Source organism: Oceanisphaera litoralis, from assembly GCF_016907015.1.
In the GTDB taxonomy this organism is placed as follows: Bacteria; Pseudomonadota; Gammaproteobacteria; order Enterobacterales; family Aeromonadaceae; genus Oceanimonas; species Oceanimonas litoralis.
Genome location: NZ_JAFBBE010000004.1, coordinates 111,357 through 129,284, shown reverse-complemented (window position 1 = coordinate 129,284; position 17,928 = coordinate 111,357). Strand labels below are relative to the sequence as shown.

Here is a 17,928-nt window from a genome sequence, read left to right as displayed (position 1 = left end):
CGCCCCCACGAATATGCAGGAACGCGGCAACAAAAAAGCCGTAGGCAGAATCGTCTACGGTTTTTTATTTACGGCTTACGGCTTACGGCTTTATAGCTTTCAGCTTTGTCTGGTCGCGGCCTTCATGTCCTGTACGAAGCCGGTCAGGGCGTCGAGCATGGCCTGGGGGTTGCTCAGGTGTTGTTCGATGATCTTGACCACGGCGGAGCCGGAGATGGCGCCGGCGGCGCCGGCCGCAATGGCGTCGCGCACCTGCTGTGGGGTGGAGATGCCAAAGCCGAGCAGCGAGGGCGGGGCGTTATATTTGGCCAGGGTGGCGAGCAGGGTGTCTATCGGCTTGCCGGCCTTGGTCTCGGTGCCGGTCACCCCGGCGCGGCTCAGCAGGTAGGTATAGCCGGAGCCGGTTTCGGCCACCGCCTTCAGGGTGGCGTCGTCGCCGTTGGGCGGGGCGATAAAGATGGTTTCTACCCCGGCCCGGTCGGCGGCGGCCTTGAAGGGGGCCGCCATTTCTACCGGCACGTCGGCCACCAGCACCGAGTCCACCCCGGCCTGGGCGGCGCGGCCATAGAAGCTGTCCATCCCCGGTGCATACACCAGGTTGGCGTACACCAGCAGGCCGATGGGCAGCTCGGGATATTTTGCCCGCACCTGTGCCAGCAGCTCGAAGCAGATTGTCGAGTTGGTGCCGGCGCCCCGGGCGCGCAGGGTGGCGGCCTGGATGGTGGGGCCGTCGGCCACCGGATCGGAGAAGGGAATGCCCAGCTCCAGGGCGTCGGCGCCACCGGCCACCAGGGCGTCAATCACCTTGAGCGAGTGCTCGGGCGTCGGGTCGCCCAGGGTCACGAAGGGCACGAAGGCGCCTTCATTTTTGGCCTTGAGGCGGTCAAACAAACGATCGTAACGGCTCATTTCAGGGCTCCTTGCTGCTCGAGAATATCGGCGACGGTAAAGATGTCCTTGTCGCCACGACCGGACAGGTTGACCACCAGCACCTGCTCTTTTTCCGGCTCGGCTTCGGCCATTTTCAAGGCGTAGGCCAGGGCATGGGAAGACTCCAGCGCGGGTATGATGCCTTCGTTACGGGCCAGGGCCTGGAAGGCGTTCAGGGCTTCTTCGTCGGTCACGGACACATACTGGGCGCGGCCTGTGGTGGCCAGATAGGCGTGCTGGGGGCCGACCGAAGGAAAGTCCAGCCCGGCAGAAACGGAGTAGGACTCTTCTACCTGGCCGTCTGCGTCATGCATCATCAGGGAGAGCATGCCGAAGAATACGCCCCTGGTGCCTTCGCCCAGGGTGGCGCCGTGCTCGCCGGTGTCAATGCCCTTGCCGGCCGGCTCTACGCCGATCAGTCTGACGCTGTCTTCGTCGATAAAGTCGGCGAACAGGCCAATGGCGTTGGAGCCACCGCCCACGCAGGCGATCACCGCATCCGGCAGGCGCGCCTCGTGCTCCATTATCTGCACCTTGGCTTCTTCACCTATCATGCGCTGAAATTCACGCACTATGGTGGGGAAGGGGTGGGGGCCGGCGGCGGTGCCCAGCATGTAGTGGGTGGTTTCGTAGTTGGCGGCCCAGTCGCGCATGGCTTCGTTGCAGGCGTCCTTGAGGGTGGCGGCACCGGCGTGCACCGGTATGACCTTGGCGCCCATCAGCTCCATGCGGAATACGTTGGGCTTTTGGCGTTCGCAGTCCTTGGCGCCCATGTAGACGATGCATTCCATGCCCATCAGGGCGCAGGCCAGCGCCGTGGCCACCCCGTGCTGACCGGCGCCGGTTTCGGCGATAATGCGCTTCTTGCCCATGCGCTTGGCCAGCAGCGCCTGGCCCAGTACCTGGTTGGTCTTGTGGGCGCCGCCGTGCAGCAGGTCTTCCCGTTTCAGGTAGATGCGGGTTTTGGTGTTGGCGGCCAGGTTGCGCACCCGGGTCAGCGGGGTGGGACGGCCGGCGTATTCGCTCAGCAGTTCGCGAAATTCCCGCTCGAATTCCGGATCCTGCTCGGCATCCACAAAAGCCTGCTCCAGTTGCAGCAGCGCCGGCATCAAAATCTGCGGCACATACATGCCGCCAAACTCGCCGAAAAAGGGGTTAAGTAAGCTCATGATTTGGTTATCCTGCGTCCGTAGTGTCTGAGAGAAGCAAAGGCGGCGTTCAGCCTGGCCGGGTCTTTCTGGCCGGGGGCGCTTTCCACGCCGGAATTCAGGTCCAGGCCGATGCAGCCCAGGGCGGCGGCGGCGGCGGTGTTGGTCGGGTTCAGGCCGCCGGCCAGCATGGCATTGGCCTTGTCGATATTGGCCAGCAGCTGCCAGTCAAAGGCCTGGCCAGTGCCGCCGCTCTGGCCGCCGACTTTGGTGTCGAACAGCAGCCGGTCGGCCTGCTGCGGCAGGGCGGGCAGGCTGTCGGTTACCGGCACCGCTTTCCATATCGCCACGCCGGGCAGCAGCTGCTTCAGTTCGCCTATATAGGCGTCGTCTTCATTGCCGTGTAGCTGCACCACACTCAGGCCCAGCTCGCGGGCGGTAGTGACCACCTCGCCAACGGCGTGGTTACGGAACACGCCCACATACTGAAGCGGAGCGGCGGCCATCACGGTCCGGGCCTGGCTGATATCCACGCAGCGGGGGCTTTGGGCCACGAAGATCAGGCCACCAAACACGGCGCCGGCCTGGTAGACGGCGGCGGCGTCCTGGGGCCGGGTCAGGCCACAGACCTTGTTGTCACCCAAAATCAGCCGGCGGGCGGCCATATCCAGGTCATCTTCCGACATCAGCGAGCTGCCCACCAGAAAGCCGTCGGCATGGGCAGACAGTTCCTTCACCTGGGCATGGTGATGGATGCCGGATTCGGAGATAACCAGGCGATCCTCGGGGATCAGCGCGGACAGCGCCCGGGTACGCTCGAGATCGATACTCAAGTCGCGCAGATCCCGGTTGTTGATGCCGATGACTTTGGCATCCAGCGCGATGGCCCGCTGCACTTCTTCTTCGCTTATCACCTCGGTCAGCACGCCCATGTTCAGTGATTTGGCCACGGCGGCCAGCTCGCGGTACTGGTCGTCATCGACCACCGACAGCATCAGCAGGATGGCGTCGGCCTGGTAATGGCGCGCCAGCTTGATCTGGTAGGGATCGATGATGAAATCCTTGCAGATCACCGGCTGGGTGACCCGGCCGCGTACCCGGGTTACAAACTCGAACTGGCCCTGAAAATACTTTTCGTCGGTCAGCACCGAAATGGCCGAGGCGTAGCGGTGGTAAATATCGGCGATGGCTTCCGGGTTGAAGTCGTCGCGGATCAGCCCCTTGGAGGGGGAGGCCTTCTTGCATTCGAGGATAAAGGCCGGCTTGCCGGCGGCCAGGGCCGCCTCGAAGCTGCGATCGCTGGGGGTCAGCTCGGCTTCAAAACTGCTCAGGGGCTGGGTCTGCTTGCGGGCTTTTACCCAGACTTTCTTGTCGGCAACGATCTTGCCGAGAACGGTATTCAACATTGACTCAACTCCGCCAGTTTGTTGGCTACTTCCATGGCTTTGCCCGACTTTAACACAGCCAGCACCTGGCTAACCGCTTCTTTTAAGGTCGTGGCCTGGCCGCTCATCATCAACAGGGGCGCCACGTTCATGGCTATCACGCCCTGTTGGGCAGGGGTGCCGCCGCCTTGCAGCAGGCTTAAGGTAATGGCCTTGTTTTCACTGGGCTCACCGCCGGCAACGGCGCTGATGGGGTAACGTTCCAGCCCCAGCTCTTCGGGGGTGATGCGGTATTCACTGATCACGCCGTGGTTGATTTCCGCCACCATGGTGGGGCCGTGAATGGCAATTTCATCCAGGCCGCTGCCATGGACCACCATGCCGCGTTTCAGGCCCATGGCGACCAGGGTGTCGGCAATGGGACGCACCAGTTCGGGCGCATACACCCCCAGCAGCATAAAGTCGGGGCGGGCCGGGTTGATCAGGGGGCCCAGCACGTTGAAGATGGTGCGGGTTTTCAGGGCCTGGCGCACCGGCATGGCATTGCGCATGCCGCCATGGTAGTTGGGCGCAAACAGGAAACAGGCGTTCACTTCATCCAGGCAGCGGCGTGCGCGCTCCGGGCTCATGTTCAGGTCTATGCCCAGTTGCTCCAGCAGATCGGAAGAACCGGACTTGGAAGACACGCCGCGGTTGCCGTGCTTGGCTACTTTAAGACCACAGGCGGCGGCCACCAGGGCCGACGTGGTCGAGACGTTAAAGATGTTCATGCCATCGCCACCGGTGCCGACGATGTCGCAGAACGGATAGTCCGGACGGGGGAAGGGTGAGGCGGCCTCCAGCAAGGCTTGCGCCGCGCCGGCAATTTCATCCGGGGTTTCGCCTTTCATTTTCAGCACGGTCAGCAAAGACGCCATGGTCATCTGATCCATGTCGCCCTTGATCAAATCGCCAAACAGGGCCTGTGCCTGGCTGCGGCTGATGTGCTCGCCACGATACAGCTGATCCATGGCTTTGGTTTCCGGTGCACTTAAAAAGTCCAGTCCTTGTGCCAGCAATTGTGCACCCTCCGTAGTCATGATGGATTCGGGATGAAACTGAAAGCCCAGTACGCGCTTGGCGGTATCCTGCACCGCCATGGTCATGCCCTGATAGTCGGCAATCACCGGCAGGGTGCTGGGGATTTTGGTGCCCACCAGCGAGTGGTAGCGGGCCACCGGCAGCGGGTTGGACAGGTTGGCAAAGACTCCCTGGCCGTTATGGCTGATAAGCGAGGTTTTGCCGTGCTTGATTTCGCCGGCGCTTTCCACAGTGCCGCCGTAGTGCTCCACCAGGGCCTGATGGCCCAGGCAAATGCCGAGGATGGGGAAGCGACCGATGCAGGCATTAATGAGGGCCGGCATGTTACCGGCCTCGCTGGGAATGCCCGGGCCGGGCGAGAGCACCAGAATGGGCCGCTCGCCCTGCTGCTCACCCTGCTCCATAACGGCGATCAGTTGCGCCACCGGTACCGTGTTGCGATAGACCTTGACGGTGGCACCCAGGGTGCGGAACTGATCCACCAGGTTGTAGGTGAAGGAGTCGTAGTTGTCGAGCAGGAATACGGTATTGGCTGCGGTATTAGTCATGGCTCACCTCCGCCAGTGTGGTGCCGTGGGCCAGGGCGATGGCATTGAGTACCGCCGCCGCCTTGTTGCGGGTTTCGTCGGCTTCCGACTGGGGGTGGGAGTCGTACACCACGCCGGCGCCGGCCTGCACATGGGCCACGCCGTTGCTGACAAAGGCGGAGCGAATGACGATGCAGGTGTCCATGTCGCCCAGGCCAGTGAGGTAGCCGACGGCGCCGCCGTAGCTGCCCCGGCGTTGCTGTTCTGTCTGGCGGATCAGCTCGCTGGCGCGAATTTTGGGGGCGCCGGTCAGGGTGCCCATGTTCATGCAGGCCTGGTAGCCGTGCAGGGCGTCCAGATCATGGCGCAGGGTGCCCACCACGCGTGATACCAGGTGCATCACGTGGCTGTAGCGGTCGACGCTCAGCAGATCTTTCACGTAGCGGCTGCCGGGCTCGCTGATGCGGGCGATGTCGTTGCGGGCCAGATCCACCAGCATCAGGTGTTCGGCGGTTTCCTTGGCGTCCTGGCGCAAGTCCAGCTCGATGCGGCCGTCCAAGTCCAGGTTGATGCTGCCGTCCGGGTTGATACCGCGCTTGCGGGTGCCGGCAATGGGGTACATTTCCACCTGGCGGCTGTGGTGGTCGAACTTGACCGAGCTCTCGGGGCTGGCGCCGAACAGGGTGAAGTCCTGATCGTTCACATAGAACAGATAGGGGCTGGGGTTGGTCTGCTTGAGCTTGCGATAGGCGGCCAGCGGATGCGGGCAGGGCAGGCTGAAGCTGCGCGACGGCACCACCTGAAAAATATCGCCTGCCAGAATGTGCTCTTTCAGGTTGACCACATCGGTTCTGAATTCGGCATCGCTCTTGCTGGCCTGTATCTTGCCTTCGAGTCGCTCGCCGCCCTTGGGCTCCGGGTGTGGCTGGCCACAGGCCTGGGCCAGTTGGTCCAGCCGGGCCTGCAGACGTTCCTGTTCGGCCGGGTCGAACACACAGGCCGACAGGCGGCCGGTTTCCTGTTTGTGATCCAGGGTGACCAGGGTTTCGGCCAGGTAGAAACAGAAGTCGGGGCAATTGTTGATGCCCTCGGCCACGTTCGGCAGCTGTTCGAAGGAGGCAATGAGATCGTAGGAGAAGGTGCCGGCCATAAACAGGTGCTGCTGGCCCTGGCTGGCGGTGAAGCGAGTCAGAATAAGGCGCAGGGTGTGCAGCACGGACGGGGCCTTGAGCCGGCTGTCTTCGTCCAGGTTGTCATCGGCCCGGGGCAGGGTCACCAGCAGCCGGTGCCCGCTGCGCTCGCCGCCCAGCGCCTGTTCAACCAGGTCAAGAGCGGGCAGGCCGTTGATGTTGAGGGCCGTCAGGGTCACCTGATGCTGGCGGCATACCAGGCGCACACAGGCGTCCAGCATCAACAGGCTCTGGGTGCCGGCCTTGGTGTCGATTTCGGCGGACTCCAGCAGCATGCTGTTGTCACCGGGTTGGGTTAGGGCTGCGAATAACGCGAGCGGATCGTCGGTATAGGGGGCATCTTGCAATAACACGTGGAGCTGACCATGCGCCATCTTGTTTTCCTTTTTTAGTTAGTCGCGGTCATCAGGTATCTGCCTGATCACCTGGCTGGCAATATCGTCATCGGTAATGGACACGAATGCCGTTGGTATCGGCGTAAAATTCGGCCCGGCTTGCCATCGCCAAAAAACTCTCTTGCTCGGTTTCATCGCATCACCTTTTGCTGGATAATAAAAAAGCCCGCATGGTTGCGGGCTTTTATGTTCGCTGAGACTTTAAGACGAATACAGCAAATCACACCACCCGCGATTAGGGAGTGTGCCACCACCAGATAATGCGTAGCGTGGAATCTTGCTGAAACATCGCGCTCTTCTCGTTAATCAGAAACTGGATACAGTTAACCGATAATCGGGGGTGCAAGTCAACCCTGAACACAGGATTTTTTATGCGAATCGATCTGCACAGTCATTCCACCGCCTCCGATGGCCAGCTGACGCCTGCCGAGTTGCTGGCCCGGGCCGCCGAAAAAGAGGTGGATGTGCTGGCGCTGACCGACCACGATACTTTGGCCGGGCTGGAAGAGGCGGCACGGGCGGCCGAGACCCACGGCGTGCGCCTGATCAACGGGGTGGAAATCTCCTGCCTGTGGCAAGCGCTGGAGGTGCACGTGGTGGGGCTGAATATCGAGCGGCACCATGAAGGGCTGAATGCGCTTTTGGCCGAACAGCAAGCGCGACGCGAGCAAAGAGCCCGGCTGATGGCCGAGCGGCTGGAAAAGGCGCGCTTTCCCGGTGCCTATGAAGGGGCCCGGGCGCTGGCGGGCGATGCGCCCATTACCCGCACCCACATGGCCAAATGGCTGCTGAGCCAGGGGGCGGCGGATTCGATTCCCAAGATTTTCAAGAAATATCTGAGCCGGGGCAATACCGGTTACGCGCCGCCCAACTGGTGTTCGCTGAACGAGGCCATTAGCGCCATTCAGCAGGCCGGTGGGGTCGCGGTGCTGGCCCATCCGACCCGTTACGACCTGTCCAACAAGTGGGTCAGAAAAATGCTGGCGGCCTTTGCCGAGGCGGGAGGCGATGCCATGGAGGTTTCCATGGCACAGCAGAGCCCGCAGGAACGTGCTACGTTGGGGCAATGGAGTAAGGATCATGGGCTGGAAGCCTCGGTGGGTTCCGACTTTCACTATCCCAGCCAGTGGCGGGAACTGGGCCGGCAACTGTGGCTGCCGAAGGAAGCCACACCCGTATGGACACGCTTTATCTAAATCATTCCGGGAGGAATTATGAGTCAATATTTTGAACTGCACCCCGACAATCCACAGGCGCGCCTGATCAATCAGGCAGTGGCCATAGTGCGTCAGGGCGGGGTGCTGGTGTATCCCACCGATTCCGGTTATGCCATCGGCTGCCTGGTGGGCGACAAGAGCGCCATGGAGCGTATCTGTCGTATCCGTAAAATCGAAAAAGAGCACAACTTTACCCTGGTGTGCCGGGATCTCTCCGAGCTGTCGTTTTACGCCCGGGTCGACAATGGCGCCTTTCGGCTGATGAAAAACAACACCCCCGGCGCCTATACCTTTATTTTGCAGGCCACCAAGGAAGTGCCCAAGCGGCTGCAGAATCCCAAGCGTAAAACCATCGGCCTGCGGGTGCCCGATAACGCCATCAGCCTGGCGCTGCTGGACGCCCTGGGCGAGCCACTGATGTCCTGCAGCCTGATCCTGCCCGGTGAAACCGAGGCGGAATACGATCCGCACCTGATCCGCGAAAAGTTGGAAAAACTGGTCGATCTCATCATCGACGGTGGCGTGCTGGATCCCAGACCCACCACAGTGGTCGAGTTGTATGATAATACCCCTGTTATCGCCCGCGAAGGCGCTGGCGATATCCGTCCCTTTGAATAAGTGAATGATATGACTGAAAAACTGCAAAAAGTGCTGGCCCGAGCAGGCAAGGGCTCACGCCGCGAAATTGAAACGCTGATAAGCCAGGGACGGGTCAGCGTAAACGGCAACGTGGCCCATCTGGGCGACAGAGTCACCGGCAAGGAGACCATCCGGGTCGACGGCCATTTGGTAGAAACCCAGCCCGAAGGCGACATCATCTGCCGGGTGCTGGCCTACCACAAGCCGGAAGGCGAGGTAAGCACCCGCAAGGATCCGGAAGGCCGCCCCACGGTATTCGACCGTCTGCCCAAGCTGCAGGGTTCCCGCTGGGTGGCGGTGGGCCGACTGGACGTGAATACCTCCGGTTTGCTGCTGTTTACCACAGACGGCGAGCTGGCCAACCGCCTGATGCACCCGCGTCACGAAATCGACCGGGAATATGCGGTGCGGGTGTTCGGCGAAGTCAACGAAGCCATGCTGCAACGACTGCGCAAGGGTGTGATGCTGGAAGATGGCATGGCCAAGTTCGACACCATCAAGTACAACGGTGGCGAAGGCATGAACCACTGGTTTCATGTCACCCTGAAAGAAGGCCGCAACCGGGAAGTGCGTCGCCTGTGGGAATCGCAGGAGATGCAGGTTAGCCGGTTGATCCGGGTGCGTTACGGCAAGATTGAACTGCCCCGCAACCTGCCGCGTGGCGGCTGGTCCGAAATGCAGCTGGATCAGGTGAACTACCTGCGCAATGAGGTCGGCCTGACCAACGAAGAGCAGAGCAAGGTCGACGTACACGCCACCGACCGTTACAAGCAGGTGGCGCAAATCCGCAAGGCGGTACGCAAGCACAACTCCCGGGTGAAAGGCGATGGCGCCGGTGCAGGCGCCACGGCAAAGAAAAAGCCGGCCCCGGCCCGCGCGCGCAGCACCGGCCAGCGCCAGAAGCGCAAGACCCGGCTTTAAGGGCAGCTATAAGCGGTAAGCGGTAAGAAAAACGGCGCCGGGGTTACCCCCGGCGCCGTTTTTTTGGTTTAGCTCCCGGGGTTTATCTCGTCATTCCCGCGAAGGCGGGAATCTAGTGCATTATTTCATGGATCTCCGCCTTCGCGGAGATGACGGGCTCTGAACAATAGCGCCGTTTTTGTTGGCTTTAGCTCCCTCCCCTTTGTCTCGGCTTGTCAGAATGACAGCGGAGTGCAAGGCAAGGGGAGGGTTGGGGAGGGGTTACGTTTGCCTAAACCACTTCGCTGGCAAATTCCTTGCGCGAGAAGGTGACTCGTTCTTCCGGCGTCAGGGTGATCTTCTTGCCCAGCTTTTCGATTTTGCGCAGTCGCGGTACCAGACCGGCGCCGTTGGCGGTTTGAATGGCCAGACCGGGGCGGGCGTTGAGTTCCAGCAGCATGGGCCCTTTCTGCTTGTCCAGCACCATGTCGGTGCCGATATAGCCCAGTCCCGACATTTCGTAACAGGACGACGACAGACTCAGCAGCTGCTCCCAGTAGGGGACCTTCAGCTCCAGCAGGTCGCGGCCGGTATCCGGGTGATAGCGGATCGGCAGGTTGAACTGCACGGCGCGAATGGCACGGCCGGTGTTGATGTCCAGCCCCACGCCCACGGCACCCTGGTGCAGGTTGGCCTTGCCGTCCGAGGCTTCGGTCGACAGCCGCATCATCGCCATCACCGGGAACCCCTTGAACACGATGACCCGGGTATCGGGCACGCCTTCGTACGAGAAACCGTCGAACACATCATCGAAGTTGATCAAGGCTTCAATCAGCGCCACGTCCGGCTTGCCGCCCAGCGAGAACAGCCCGGCCAGAATGTTGGATACGTGCCGTTCCAGGTCATCGATGGTTTCGGTCTTGCCGCTGGGCTTGACGAAGTTTTTCTGATCGTGATTGACGATCACCGTTATGCCCTTGCCGCCGGAGCCCTTGGCGGGCTTGATGCAGAAGCCCGGCCAGTCCTTGATCATGTCCCATAGTCGGGCAACCTGATGCTGAAACTCGATCACCCCGATCAGATCGGGCACGGTCACGCCTGCGTTCAGCGCAATTTTCTTGGTCTGCAGCTTGTCGTCCACCAGCGGATAGAGCCGGCGCGGATTATAGCGGCTGATATAGGAAATATTGCGCCGGTTCATGCCCATGATGCCCATCTTGTCGAGGGCGAAGGGCGAGGCGTATTGTTCAAGCCAACGCTTAATCATTTTTCTGCTTACCCGGCTTGTGTCCATCAACTTTCTGTTCATTCACATTCAGCTCATCAACATTCAGCTCATCAACAAGGGGCTTGAACCGCTTGAGTTCGGTCAGGCGATAACCGGTGTAGTTGCCCAGCACCAGCACCACGGCCATCACGATCAGCTGCAGGCCGAGGAAGTTGAAGGTGAGGTGACGAATAAACTCGTTGTTCATGGCCAGGAAGGCCACCACGGCCACCATGAGGGAGCCACCCCCCTGCTTGACCACTTCCTTGGGGCCTTCTTCTTCCCACAGAATCGACATCCGTTCTATGGTCCAGGCCAGGATGATCATCGGGAAGAAGGTGATTTTCATGCCTTCGGTCAGGCCGAGCTGATAGGCGACAATGCTGAAGAAGCCGATCATGCCGATCACCATGATGATGACCGCCGATATTCGCGCCACCAGCAGCAGATTAAGGTGCGACAGGTAGGAACGCAGTATCAGGCCGGTGCCGACGATCAGCAGGAAACCGACCAGGCCGGTGAGCAGGCTGGTCTGAATAAAGGCCATGGCGATCAGCACCGGCATGAAGGTGCCCGAGGTTTTCACCCCCACAATAATACGCAGGAACACCACCACCATGACCCCGATGGGGATCAGCAAGATGCCCTTGAACAGGGCCTGTTCTTCCAGCGGCAGGTTATAGAGCGAGACGTTGATCCAGTCCGGCTGATCGAACTTCTGCGCCAGCGCCACGTTCACCGGCTGCTCCTGTTCGAGCATGGTGAAGGTCACCCGGGAATTGCTGCCGCCGACCAGGTCCAGCACGGGGGCGGAATGATATTCCCACAGCAGCAGCTGTTCCTGACGCCCCTGATCACCGGTGACCGGGTTGAATATTTCGTACTGCTCGCCGCTGTATACCTGCACCAGATTGATCAGTGGCTGGCGGCGCCGGCCGTCTTCGAGCTGCAGCCCCTTGAGCAGTCGTGCCGGTACATTGGCGCGGTGCAACAGTTCAACCAGCAGCGGGCCCGGGGCCTTGTACTGGGCCAGCAGCTCGGCGTTCTGGCCGCGGTTGTTCAGCTCTTTCAGCAGTTCCCGGGTCAGGGTGATGCCGTCGGAGGAACGTGCTTCGGCCAGTGACAGTACCTGATCCATGGCAGTGGCATAGGGCTCGGCAACCTCGAGCTGCATTATGGTCGGGATCCGGGTCGACAGCTGGCCCCTGGCGAAGGGATCCAGCATCATGTCAACCTTGTAGTACAGCTCCTGGTGGCCGGATGCGTTGCGAATCGACCATTCGGCCCGGCTGCTGCCGTTGGCGTCGATAAACGAGAGTCCGTAGCCCGGAGAGGCGGCGGATTCGTTCATCAGGGTAAAGCCGGGCTGGCTGCCGGGAATGGCCAGTGAGGCCTTCACCGGTTTGTCGCCGGCGTCGAATTCCACCTTGGCTTCGATGGACCAGATCTGGCGCTTTTCGCCGGGCAGCCAGGGCACTTCGTACACGAAGTGGCGGTGCAGGATCAGCGCCAGGCCGACCAGAAACAGGGCAGCCACGATCAGGTAAAACGGCTTGCGTGAGTACATGATGTTTACTCGCTGGCAGGAGTCGGAGGCTTAGGCTTGCCCTGTACGTTCTGACGGGCAATATCCACCACGGCGATGTCTTTCAGAAATTCCCGGCCCAGCAGTACCGGATAGGTCATCTGGCTTCTGTCGGTCAGGGTAAATTCGGTTTTTTCGGACAGCCGGCCCAGGCGCATGGTCAGCGCCACCACAGGGCGACGTTCCGTGCTGTCGGCAGAGGCCTGACGAATGCGTACATAACGTACCAGCGGCGTTTCGACCGCCAGTTTTTCATCCACGCCCTCGTGTGCCAGATTGAAGCTGACCCAGGGCTTGCCGTCGCGTTCGAATACGGTGATGTCCTGGGCGCTGAGCGAGGAGGTGGTGGCACCGGTATCGATACGGGCAGGAAAGCTGTCGCTGACGGCGTCCAGCCAGACGGTTTCGGTTTCGCCTACTACGAGTTTGCCGTCCCGGGTTTCATTTTCCGGGTAGTCGACCGGGGCCGCCTCTTGTGGGGTCGGCGGCACGGCGGGAGGGGGAGCGGGGATCTGCTTTTTCAAATTCCTGATATCCTGTTGCAAGGCTTTCATAAAGGCGTGATGGTTGCTGCTGAGCTGCGCATTCTGCCGGGACATGGTGTCTGTCAGCCGGGCCTCCAGGCTGGCGAGGTTAGCATCGAGCCGGGCCTCGGTAACAGGCTGGGGCTCGGGCTGCGCGTCCATCGGTGACGTCTGGCTGACACAGGCAGTGAGCAGCAAGGGTAGTATCAGTGATGTCGCGACCTTATTCATGGCTTGCCTCTTGTTGTTGGTATTGCGGATCAATCGGCTTGTTGGCGATGATGATGGTGCGTTTTGGCGCCGGATAACCCTCGATGGTTTTACCGGGGTCCTGCGGGTCCAGAAAATCCGCCAGTGATTCGTTGCGCATCCAGTCGGTGCGTCTTTGTTCCTGCAGCGTGGTCGCGCTCTCGTCTACCACTCGTATGTTGTCGAAACCGCATTTCTGCAGCCAGCCGACCAGTGCGGCCGAGCTGGGAATAAACCAGACGTTGCGCATCTTGCCGTAACGCTCGCCCGGCACCAGCACCTGATGCTCGTCGCCATCGATGACCAGGGTTTCCAGTACCAGCTCGCCACCGCCGCGCAGCTGCGCCTTGAGCTGCAGCAGATGGTCGATGGGCGAGCGGCGATGATAGAGCACGCCCATGGAGAAAACGGTATCGAAGGCCCTCAGCTCGGGCAGATCTTCTATTCCCAAGGGTAATACCTGGATCCCGTTATAACCATTGGCGAAGTGTTTTATCGCCTCAAACTGGCACAGAAACAACTGGGAGGGATCGATACCCACCGCCATTTTGGCGCCGGCGCCCATCATGCGCCACAGGTGATAACCGCTGCCGCAGCCCACATCCAGTACATAGCGATGTTTCAGCGGGCTGATATGAGGCACCAGGCGATCCCACTTCCAGTCGGAACGCCATTCGGTGTCGATACGAATGCCGTGCACCTCGAACGGCCCCTTGCGCCAGGGATGAAACTGGCCGAGCAGGCTTTCTATTTTTTTCATCTCGCCGGCGCTTATCTCGCCGGGGCGACCGATGCTGACGCTGTCGGTCAGCTCGACCCGCTCTGTGTTGATCGTCGGCAACTTGTGCAGGGCCCGGACCCAGCGTGCCAGATCCCCATGCAAATGGGTTTTCTGCCAGTCGTGCAACTGGCCGGGCAGGCAGTGCAACCAGTGGCTGAGGCGGTTTTTGGCTATCTGCTGATAGAAGTCACTGAAGTCGATCATTTGATGGCCACCATGGAGCCGAAGTTGAAGCACTGGAACCAGAGATCCACATGCTGGAAGCCCACCCGCTTCAGCCGGGTTTTGTGCAGTTCGGGGGTATCCGGTCGCATCACGTTTTCCAGCGCGGTGCGTTTCTGGCTGATTTCGAGCTCACTGTAGCCGTTGGCCCGTTTGAAGTCGTGATGCAGATCGATCAGCAGTTCATTGACCGTCTCGTCGTGGCTGACGAACTTTTCGCTCAATATCAGCACGCCACCCGGTTTCAGCCCCCGATAAATCTTGCCGAGCAGGGCTTCACGCTTGTCGGGATCGATAAACTGCAGGGTGAAGTTCAGTACCACCACGGAGGCGTTGTCGATCTCGATGTCGCAGAGATCGGCCTCGGTCAGGGTGACGGGCACCTCCGATTTGAAGGCGGCGAGGTGACTGGCGGCCCGCTCCAGCATGGCGGCGGAGTTGTCCACGGCGATAATGCGGCAGCCCGGTTGCGTCAGATTACGGCGCATTTCCTGGGTGGCGGCGCCGAGTGAACAGCCCAAATCATAGAGCCGGCTGTCGGGCTGGGCGAAGCGGCTGGTCATCATGCCGATGGCGGAGATGATATTGGAATAACCGGGCACCGATCGCTTGATCATGTCCGGAAACACCTCGGCGACATTATGATCGAAACAGAAGTCACCAAGCTGGGCGATGGGGGCGGCGAAGATATGATCTTTTGATTGCATGGCTTTATTAACAAGAACCTTGGATGACGGCAGCAAGTGGCTGCAGAGAATGGCGGCAGAGAATAGCTGTCATTGTAAAATAAGCGCCGGGTGTTGTCTTGCGGGCGGCAGAGGGCGACGAAAATATATTTTGGCTGAAGAGCGGTGAGGGGTGAGGGCTATAGCTCCCTCCCCTTAATCGTGAATACTCAGGATGGCAGCGGGGTGCAAGGCAAGGGGAGGGTTGGGGAGGGGTTACTGCACCTCACGTCTCACGGGTTTAAAACAAGGAACCCTGTGGGCCGGGGGCCAGGCCGGGAAAGTCGGGCAGGGGCTGGTGCAGGGCGGCGGCTATCTCTGCCGCCAACTGGGGGGCCAGCCGGTTGTCGGCGGTATGCACAAACAGGTACACCGACTTGCCCTCATCCAGCCAGGCCAGGATGCGCGGCACCCAGGGCTGCCAGAAGGGGCGGTTGAGTGGCTGTTCGGGATGACCGATAAAGCGGACAACCGGTGCCGGGCCCGTGCTGATGATATGCACCGGGACTTTCGGTTTTTTCTGCTGGGCATCCGCCAGCGCCGGCGTGGTGGGCGGGCAGGAAAATACCGGGCGCGAGTCCATGATGATGCGGTTGGCGCCCCGCTCCAGCAGTAGCCGGTTGAGCCGGCGCTCGGCCTCGCCCTTGGCGAAGAAGGCCGGATGCCGTACCTCTACCCCGTATTGAAACCGGTCCGGCAGGGCGGCCAGCAGTTGTTCGAGGCCGTCCAGTTGCTCGGGGCCGCAGGCGGCGGGCAGTTGCAGCATCAGCATGCCCAGCTTGTGCTGCAGCGGCCTCAGCTGTTCGATAAAGTCCTGCGCGATCGTGATGTTGTCGGCCAGCCGCCCCTGATGACTGACGGTGGCGGGAAACTTGAAGGTGAAGCGAAAGTCGTCAGGGGTCTGGCCCGCCCAGCGCTGCAGGCTGTTGGTGTCGGGCACGCCATAGAAGCTGGTGTTGCCTTCCACTGCCTTGAACACCCGCGCGTAGTCGAGCAGGTGCTCGGTGGTTTTGAGGTCTTTTCCCAGCAGTTGGCCGGGCCAGGCGGGATGGGACCACTGGCTGAGGCCCAGATATAACGACATAAGCATCCTGAACAGATAAGGTGAGGGGTGAGGAGTAAAGCGTGAGGAGAACAAGAAACAGATGGCAGTCTCTGCGAACTACACCTGTTTTACCCCTTACCTCTCACGTATCACCCCTCACAATATTTACCAAAAACATCCGATTTTACCGCCCTTCTGGTTTTCCATTATACTAGCGCGCTATTTACCGACAAATTCATGTCATTCGGCCGTAGGCCGCGTGGCAACATCATCAAAGGAAGACTCCATGCGCACTCATTATTGCGGGCAGCTTGACGCCGCCCTGGTTGGCCAGAGCGTGACCCTAAGTGGCTGGGTACATCGTCGTCGTGATCTGGGCGGCCTGATCTTCATCGACATGCGCGATCGGGAAGGCATAGTGCAGGTGTTCTTCGATCCGGACAAGGCCGAGGCCTTTGAGCAGGCCGCTTCGCTGCGTGCCGAGTTCTGTATCCAGATGACCGGTGTGGTCCGTGCCCGCCCCGAGTCGCAGGTGAACAAGGACATGGCCACCGGCGCGGTGGAAATCTTTGCCCACGAACTGACCATCATCAACAGGGCCGAGCCGCTGCCGCTCGACTTCAACCAGAACAACTCGGAAGAGCAGCGTCTCAAGTATCGCTATCTGGACCTGCGTCGTCCCGAGCAGGCCCGCTACCTGAAAACCCGTGCCAAGGTCACCAGCCGGGTACGTCGTTTCATGGACGAGCAGGGCTTTCTGGATATCGAAACCCCCATGCTGACCAAGGCCACGCCGGAAGGCGCGCGCGATTATCTGGTGCCGAGCCGGGTACACAAGGGGTATTTCTATGCTCTGCCCCAGTCGCCCCAGCTGTTCAAGCAGCTGCTGATGATGAGCGGCTTCGACCGTTACTACCAGATTGTGAAGTGCTTCCGTGACGAAGACCTGCGTGCCGACCGTCAGCCGGAATTCACCCAGATCGATGTGGAAACCTCCTTCATGAGCGCCGAACAGGTGCGGGAAGTGATGGAACAGCTGGTGCACGAACTGTGGCAGGACGTGGCCGGCGTGGATCTGGGTCAATTCCCGGTAATGAGCTACGCCGAGGCCATGCGTCGTTACGGCTCCGACAAGCCGGATTTGCGTATCGCCATGGAGCTGGTAGACATTGCCGATCTGGTGAAGAAGGTCGACTTTCAGGTGTTTTCCGGCCCGGCCAACGATGCCAAGGGCCGTGTGGCCGCGCTCAAGGTACCCGGTGGCGCCGCCCTGTCGCGCAAGCAAATCGATGAATACGGCAAGTTCGTCGGCATCTACGGTGCCAGGGGCCTGGCCTGGCTGAAGGTGAACGACGTCACCAAGGGACTGGAGGGCGTGCAGTCGCCGGTTGCCAAGTTCCTGAACCAAGACATCGTCACCGAGCTGCTGGCCCGTACCGGCGCGGCCGACGGCGATGCCATCTTCTTCGGTGCCGACTCCGCCAAGGTGGTCAGCGATGCCATGGGCGCCCTGCGTCTGAAGCTGGGCAAGGATCTGGACCTGATCGAAAACAGCTGGAAGCCGCTGTGGGTCGTCGACTTCCCGATGTTCGAGGAAGAAGACGAGCGTCTGTATGCCATGCACCATCCCTTTACCGCCGCCAAAGACATGGACAGCGCCGAACTGGAAGCCAAACCGCTGACCGCGCTGGCCAATGCCTACGACATGGTGATCAACGGTTACGAAGTGGGCGGTGGCTCGGTGCGTATTCACAACAACGAGATGCAGCAAACCGTGTTCCGTCTGCTCGGTATCAACGCAGAAGAGCAGCAGGAGAAGTTCGGCTTCCTGCTCGAGGCGCTGAAGTACGGCACCCCGCCGCACGCGGGCCTGGCCTTTGGTCTGGATCGTCTGGTGATGCTGCTGACCGGCACCGACAACATCCGGGACGTGATTGCCTTCCCCAAGACCACCACCGCCTCCTGCCTGCTGACCGATGCGCCGAGCCGGGCCAACCCGGATTCGTTGACGGAGCTGGCCATTCGCACCGAACTGCCGGCAGCCAAGGCCGAGCCATCTTCAGGTCAAGCTGCAGACCAAGCCGCAGACCAGTCTGCAAATAAGGCAGACAGCTAAGGC

Annotated in this window: 15 protein-coding genes, 1 pseudogene and 1 other annotated feature; of the genes and pseudogenes, 4 read left to right on the top strand and 12 right to left on the bottom strand. The window is 60.7% G+C overall.

Annotated elements, in window-relative coordinates; genetic code table 11:
• Positions 1 to 99: 99 nt before the first annotated feature.
• The 6 genes and pseudogenes from trpA to HNR62_RS03655 all read right to left on the bottom strand — a co-directional run bounded on the left by trpA (position 100) and on the right by HNR62_RS03655 (position 6,634).
• Positions 100 to 909: a tryptophan synthase subunit alpha gene (gene trpA, locus HNR62_RS03675; protein WP_204794729.1), complete on the bottom strand. Its 810-nt coding sequence runs from the start codon at positions 907 to 909 to the stop codon at positions 100 to 102.
• Positions 906 to 2,099: a tryptophan synthase subunit beta gene (trpB, locus tag HNR62_RS03670; RefSeq protein WP_204794728.1), complete on the bottom strand. Its 1,194-nt coding sequence runs from the start codon at positions 2,097 to 2,099 to the stop codon at positions 906 to 908. Before trpB ends, trpA begins: the two co-directional genes overlap by 4 nt.
• The gene (gene trpCF / locus HNR62_RS03665) at positions 2,096 to 3,484 is read right to left on the bottom strand and encodes a bifunctional indole-3-glycerol-phosphate synthase TrpC/phosphoribosylanthranilate isomerase TrpF (RefSeq protein WP_204794727.1); all 1,389 of its coding nucleotides are present in this window, start codon (positions 3,482 to 3,484) and stop codon (positions 2,096 to 2,098) included. Before trpCF ends, trpB begins: the two co-directional genes overlap by 4 nt.
• Positions 3,478 to 4,473, bottom strand: coding sequence for an anthranilate phosphoribosyltransferase (gene trpD / locus HNR62_RS16120; RefSeq protein ID WP_239552577.1), 996 nt, complete (start codon positions 4,471 to 4,473; stop codon positions 3,478 to 3,480). Before trpD ends, trpCF begins: the two co-directional genes overlap by 7 nt.
• 9 nt (positions 4,474 to 4,482) lie before the next feature.
• A pseudogene (locus tag HNR62_RS16115) lies at positions 4,483 to 5,091 on the bottom strand (aminodeoxychorismate/anthranilate synthase component II); the annotation flags it as partial.
• Positions 5,084 to 6,634, bottom strand: a complete 1,551-nt coding sequence (locus HNR62_RS03655; RefSeq protein ID WP_204794725.1) for an anthranilate synthase component 1 — start codon at positions 6,632 to 6,634, stop codon at positions 5,084 to 5,086. The gene HNR62_RS03655 and the pseudogene HNR62_RS16115, both read right to left, overlap by 8 nt.
• A gap of 177 nt (positions 6,635 to 6,811) precedes the next feature.
• Positions 6,812 to 6,914 (bottom strand) — a sequence feature (Trp leader region).
• Between the two features lie 112 nt (positions 6,915 to 7,026).
• Between HNR62_RS03655 and rnm the strand changes: the two genes are divergently transcribed.
• The 3 genes from rnm to rluB are packed head-to-tail and all read left to right on the top strand — an operon-like array spanning position 7,027 to position 9,432.
• The gene (rnm, locus tag HNR62_RS03650; RefSeq protein WP_204794724.1) at positions 7,027 to 7,851 is read left to right on the top strand and encodes an RNase RNM; all 825 of its coding nucleotides are present in this window, start codon (positions 7,027 to 7,029) and stop codon (positions 7,849 to 7,851) included.
• Between the two features lie 18 nt (positions 7,852 to 7,869).
• The gene (locus tag HNR62_RS03645) at positions 7,870 to 8,490 is read left to right on the top strand and encodes an L-threonylcarbamoyladenylate synthase (protein WP_204794723.1); all 621 of its coding nucleotides are present in this window, start codon (positions 7,870 to 7,872) and stop codon (positions 8,488 to 8,490) included.
• A gap of 9 nt (positions 8,491 to 8,499) precedes the next feature.
• A complete protein-coding gene (rluB, locus tag HNR62_RS03640) occupies positions 8,500 to 9,432 on the top strand; it encodes a 23S rRNA pseudouridine(2605) synthase RluB (RefSeq protein WP_204794722.1) in 933 nt (310 codons plus the stop codon).
• A 271-nt stretch (positions 9,433 to 9,703) separates the two neighbouring features.
• On the opposite strand, the gene HNR62_RS03635 is transcribed toward rluB, so the two are convergent.
• From HNR62_RS03635 to HNR62_RS03610, 6 genes are all read right to left on the bottom strand, one after another.
• Positions 9,704 to 10,678, bottom strand: a complete 975-nt coding sequence (locus tag HNR62_RS03635) for an alpha-L-glutamate ligase-like protein (protein WP_204794721.1) — start codon at positions 10,676 to 10,678, stop codon at positions 9,704 to 9,706.
• Complete coding sequence (locus HNR62_RS03630) at positions 10,671 to 12,245, bottom strand: inactive transglutaminase family protein (RefSeq protein WP_204794720.1); 1,575 nt, start codon at positions 12,243 to 12,245, stop codon at positions 10,671 to 10,673. The genes HNR62_RS03635 and HNR62_RS03630 overlap by 8 nt, the downstream gene beginning before the upstream one ends.
• 5 nt (positions 12,246 to 12,250) lie before the next feature.
• Positions 12,251 to 13,018: an ATP-dependent zinc protease family protein gene (locus tag HNR62_RS03625; protein WP_204794719.1), complete on the bottom strand. Its 768-nt coding sequence runs from the start codon at positions 13,016 to 13,018 to the stop codon at positions 12,251 to 12,253.
• Positions 13,011 to 14,021, bottom strand: a complete 1,011-nt coding sequence (cmoB, locus tag HNR62_RS03620; RefSeq protein WP_204794718.1) for a tRNA 5-methoxyuridine(34)/uridine 5-oxyacetic acid(34) synthase CmoB — start codon at positions 14,019 to 14,021, stop codon at positions 13,011 to 13,013. The genes HNR62_RS03625 and cmoB overlap by 8 nt, the downstream gene beginning before the upstream one ends.
• Positions 14,018 to 14,746 carry a carboxy-S-adenosyl-L-methionine synthase CmoA gene (gene cmoA, locus HNR62_RS03615; protein ID WP_204794717.1) on the bottom strand — a complete coding sequence of 243 codons (729 nt, stop codon included), beginning with the start codon at positions 14,744 to 14,746 and terminating at the stop codon, positions 14,018 to 14,020. The genes cmoB and cmoA overlap by 4 nt, the downstream gene beginning before the upstream one ends.
• A 259-nt stretch (positions 14,747 to 15,005) precedes the next feature.
• Positions 15,006 to 15,848 (bottom strand): DUF72 domain-containing protein, encoded by an 843-nt coding sequence (locus HNR62_RS03610; protein WP_204794716.1) that lies wholly within the window; start codon positions 15,846 to 15,848, stop codon positions 15,006 to 15,008.
• Positions 15,849 to 16,095: 247 nt separating this feature from the next.
• Between HNR62_RS03610 and aspS the strand changes: the two genes are divergently transcribed.
• On the top strand, positions 16,096 to 17,925 hold the full coding sequence (gene aspS, locus HNR62_RS03605; protein ID WP_239552566.1) for an aspartate--tRNA ligase: 1,830 nt from the start codon (positions 16,096 to 16,098) through the stop codon (positions 17,923 to 17,925).
• The last annotated feature ends 3 nt before the right edge of the window (positions 17,926 to 17,928 follow it).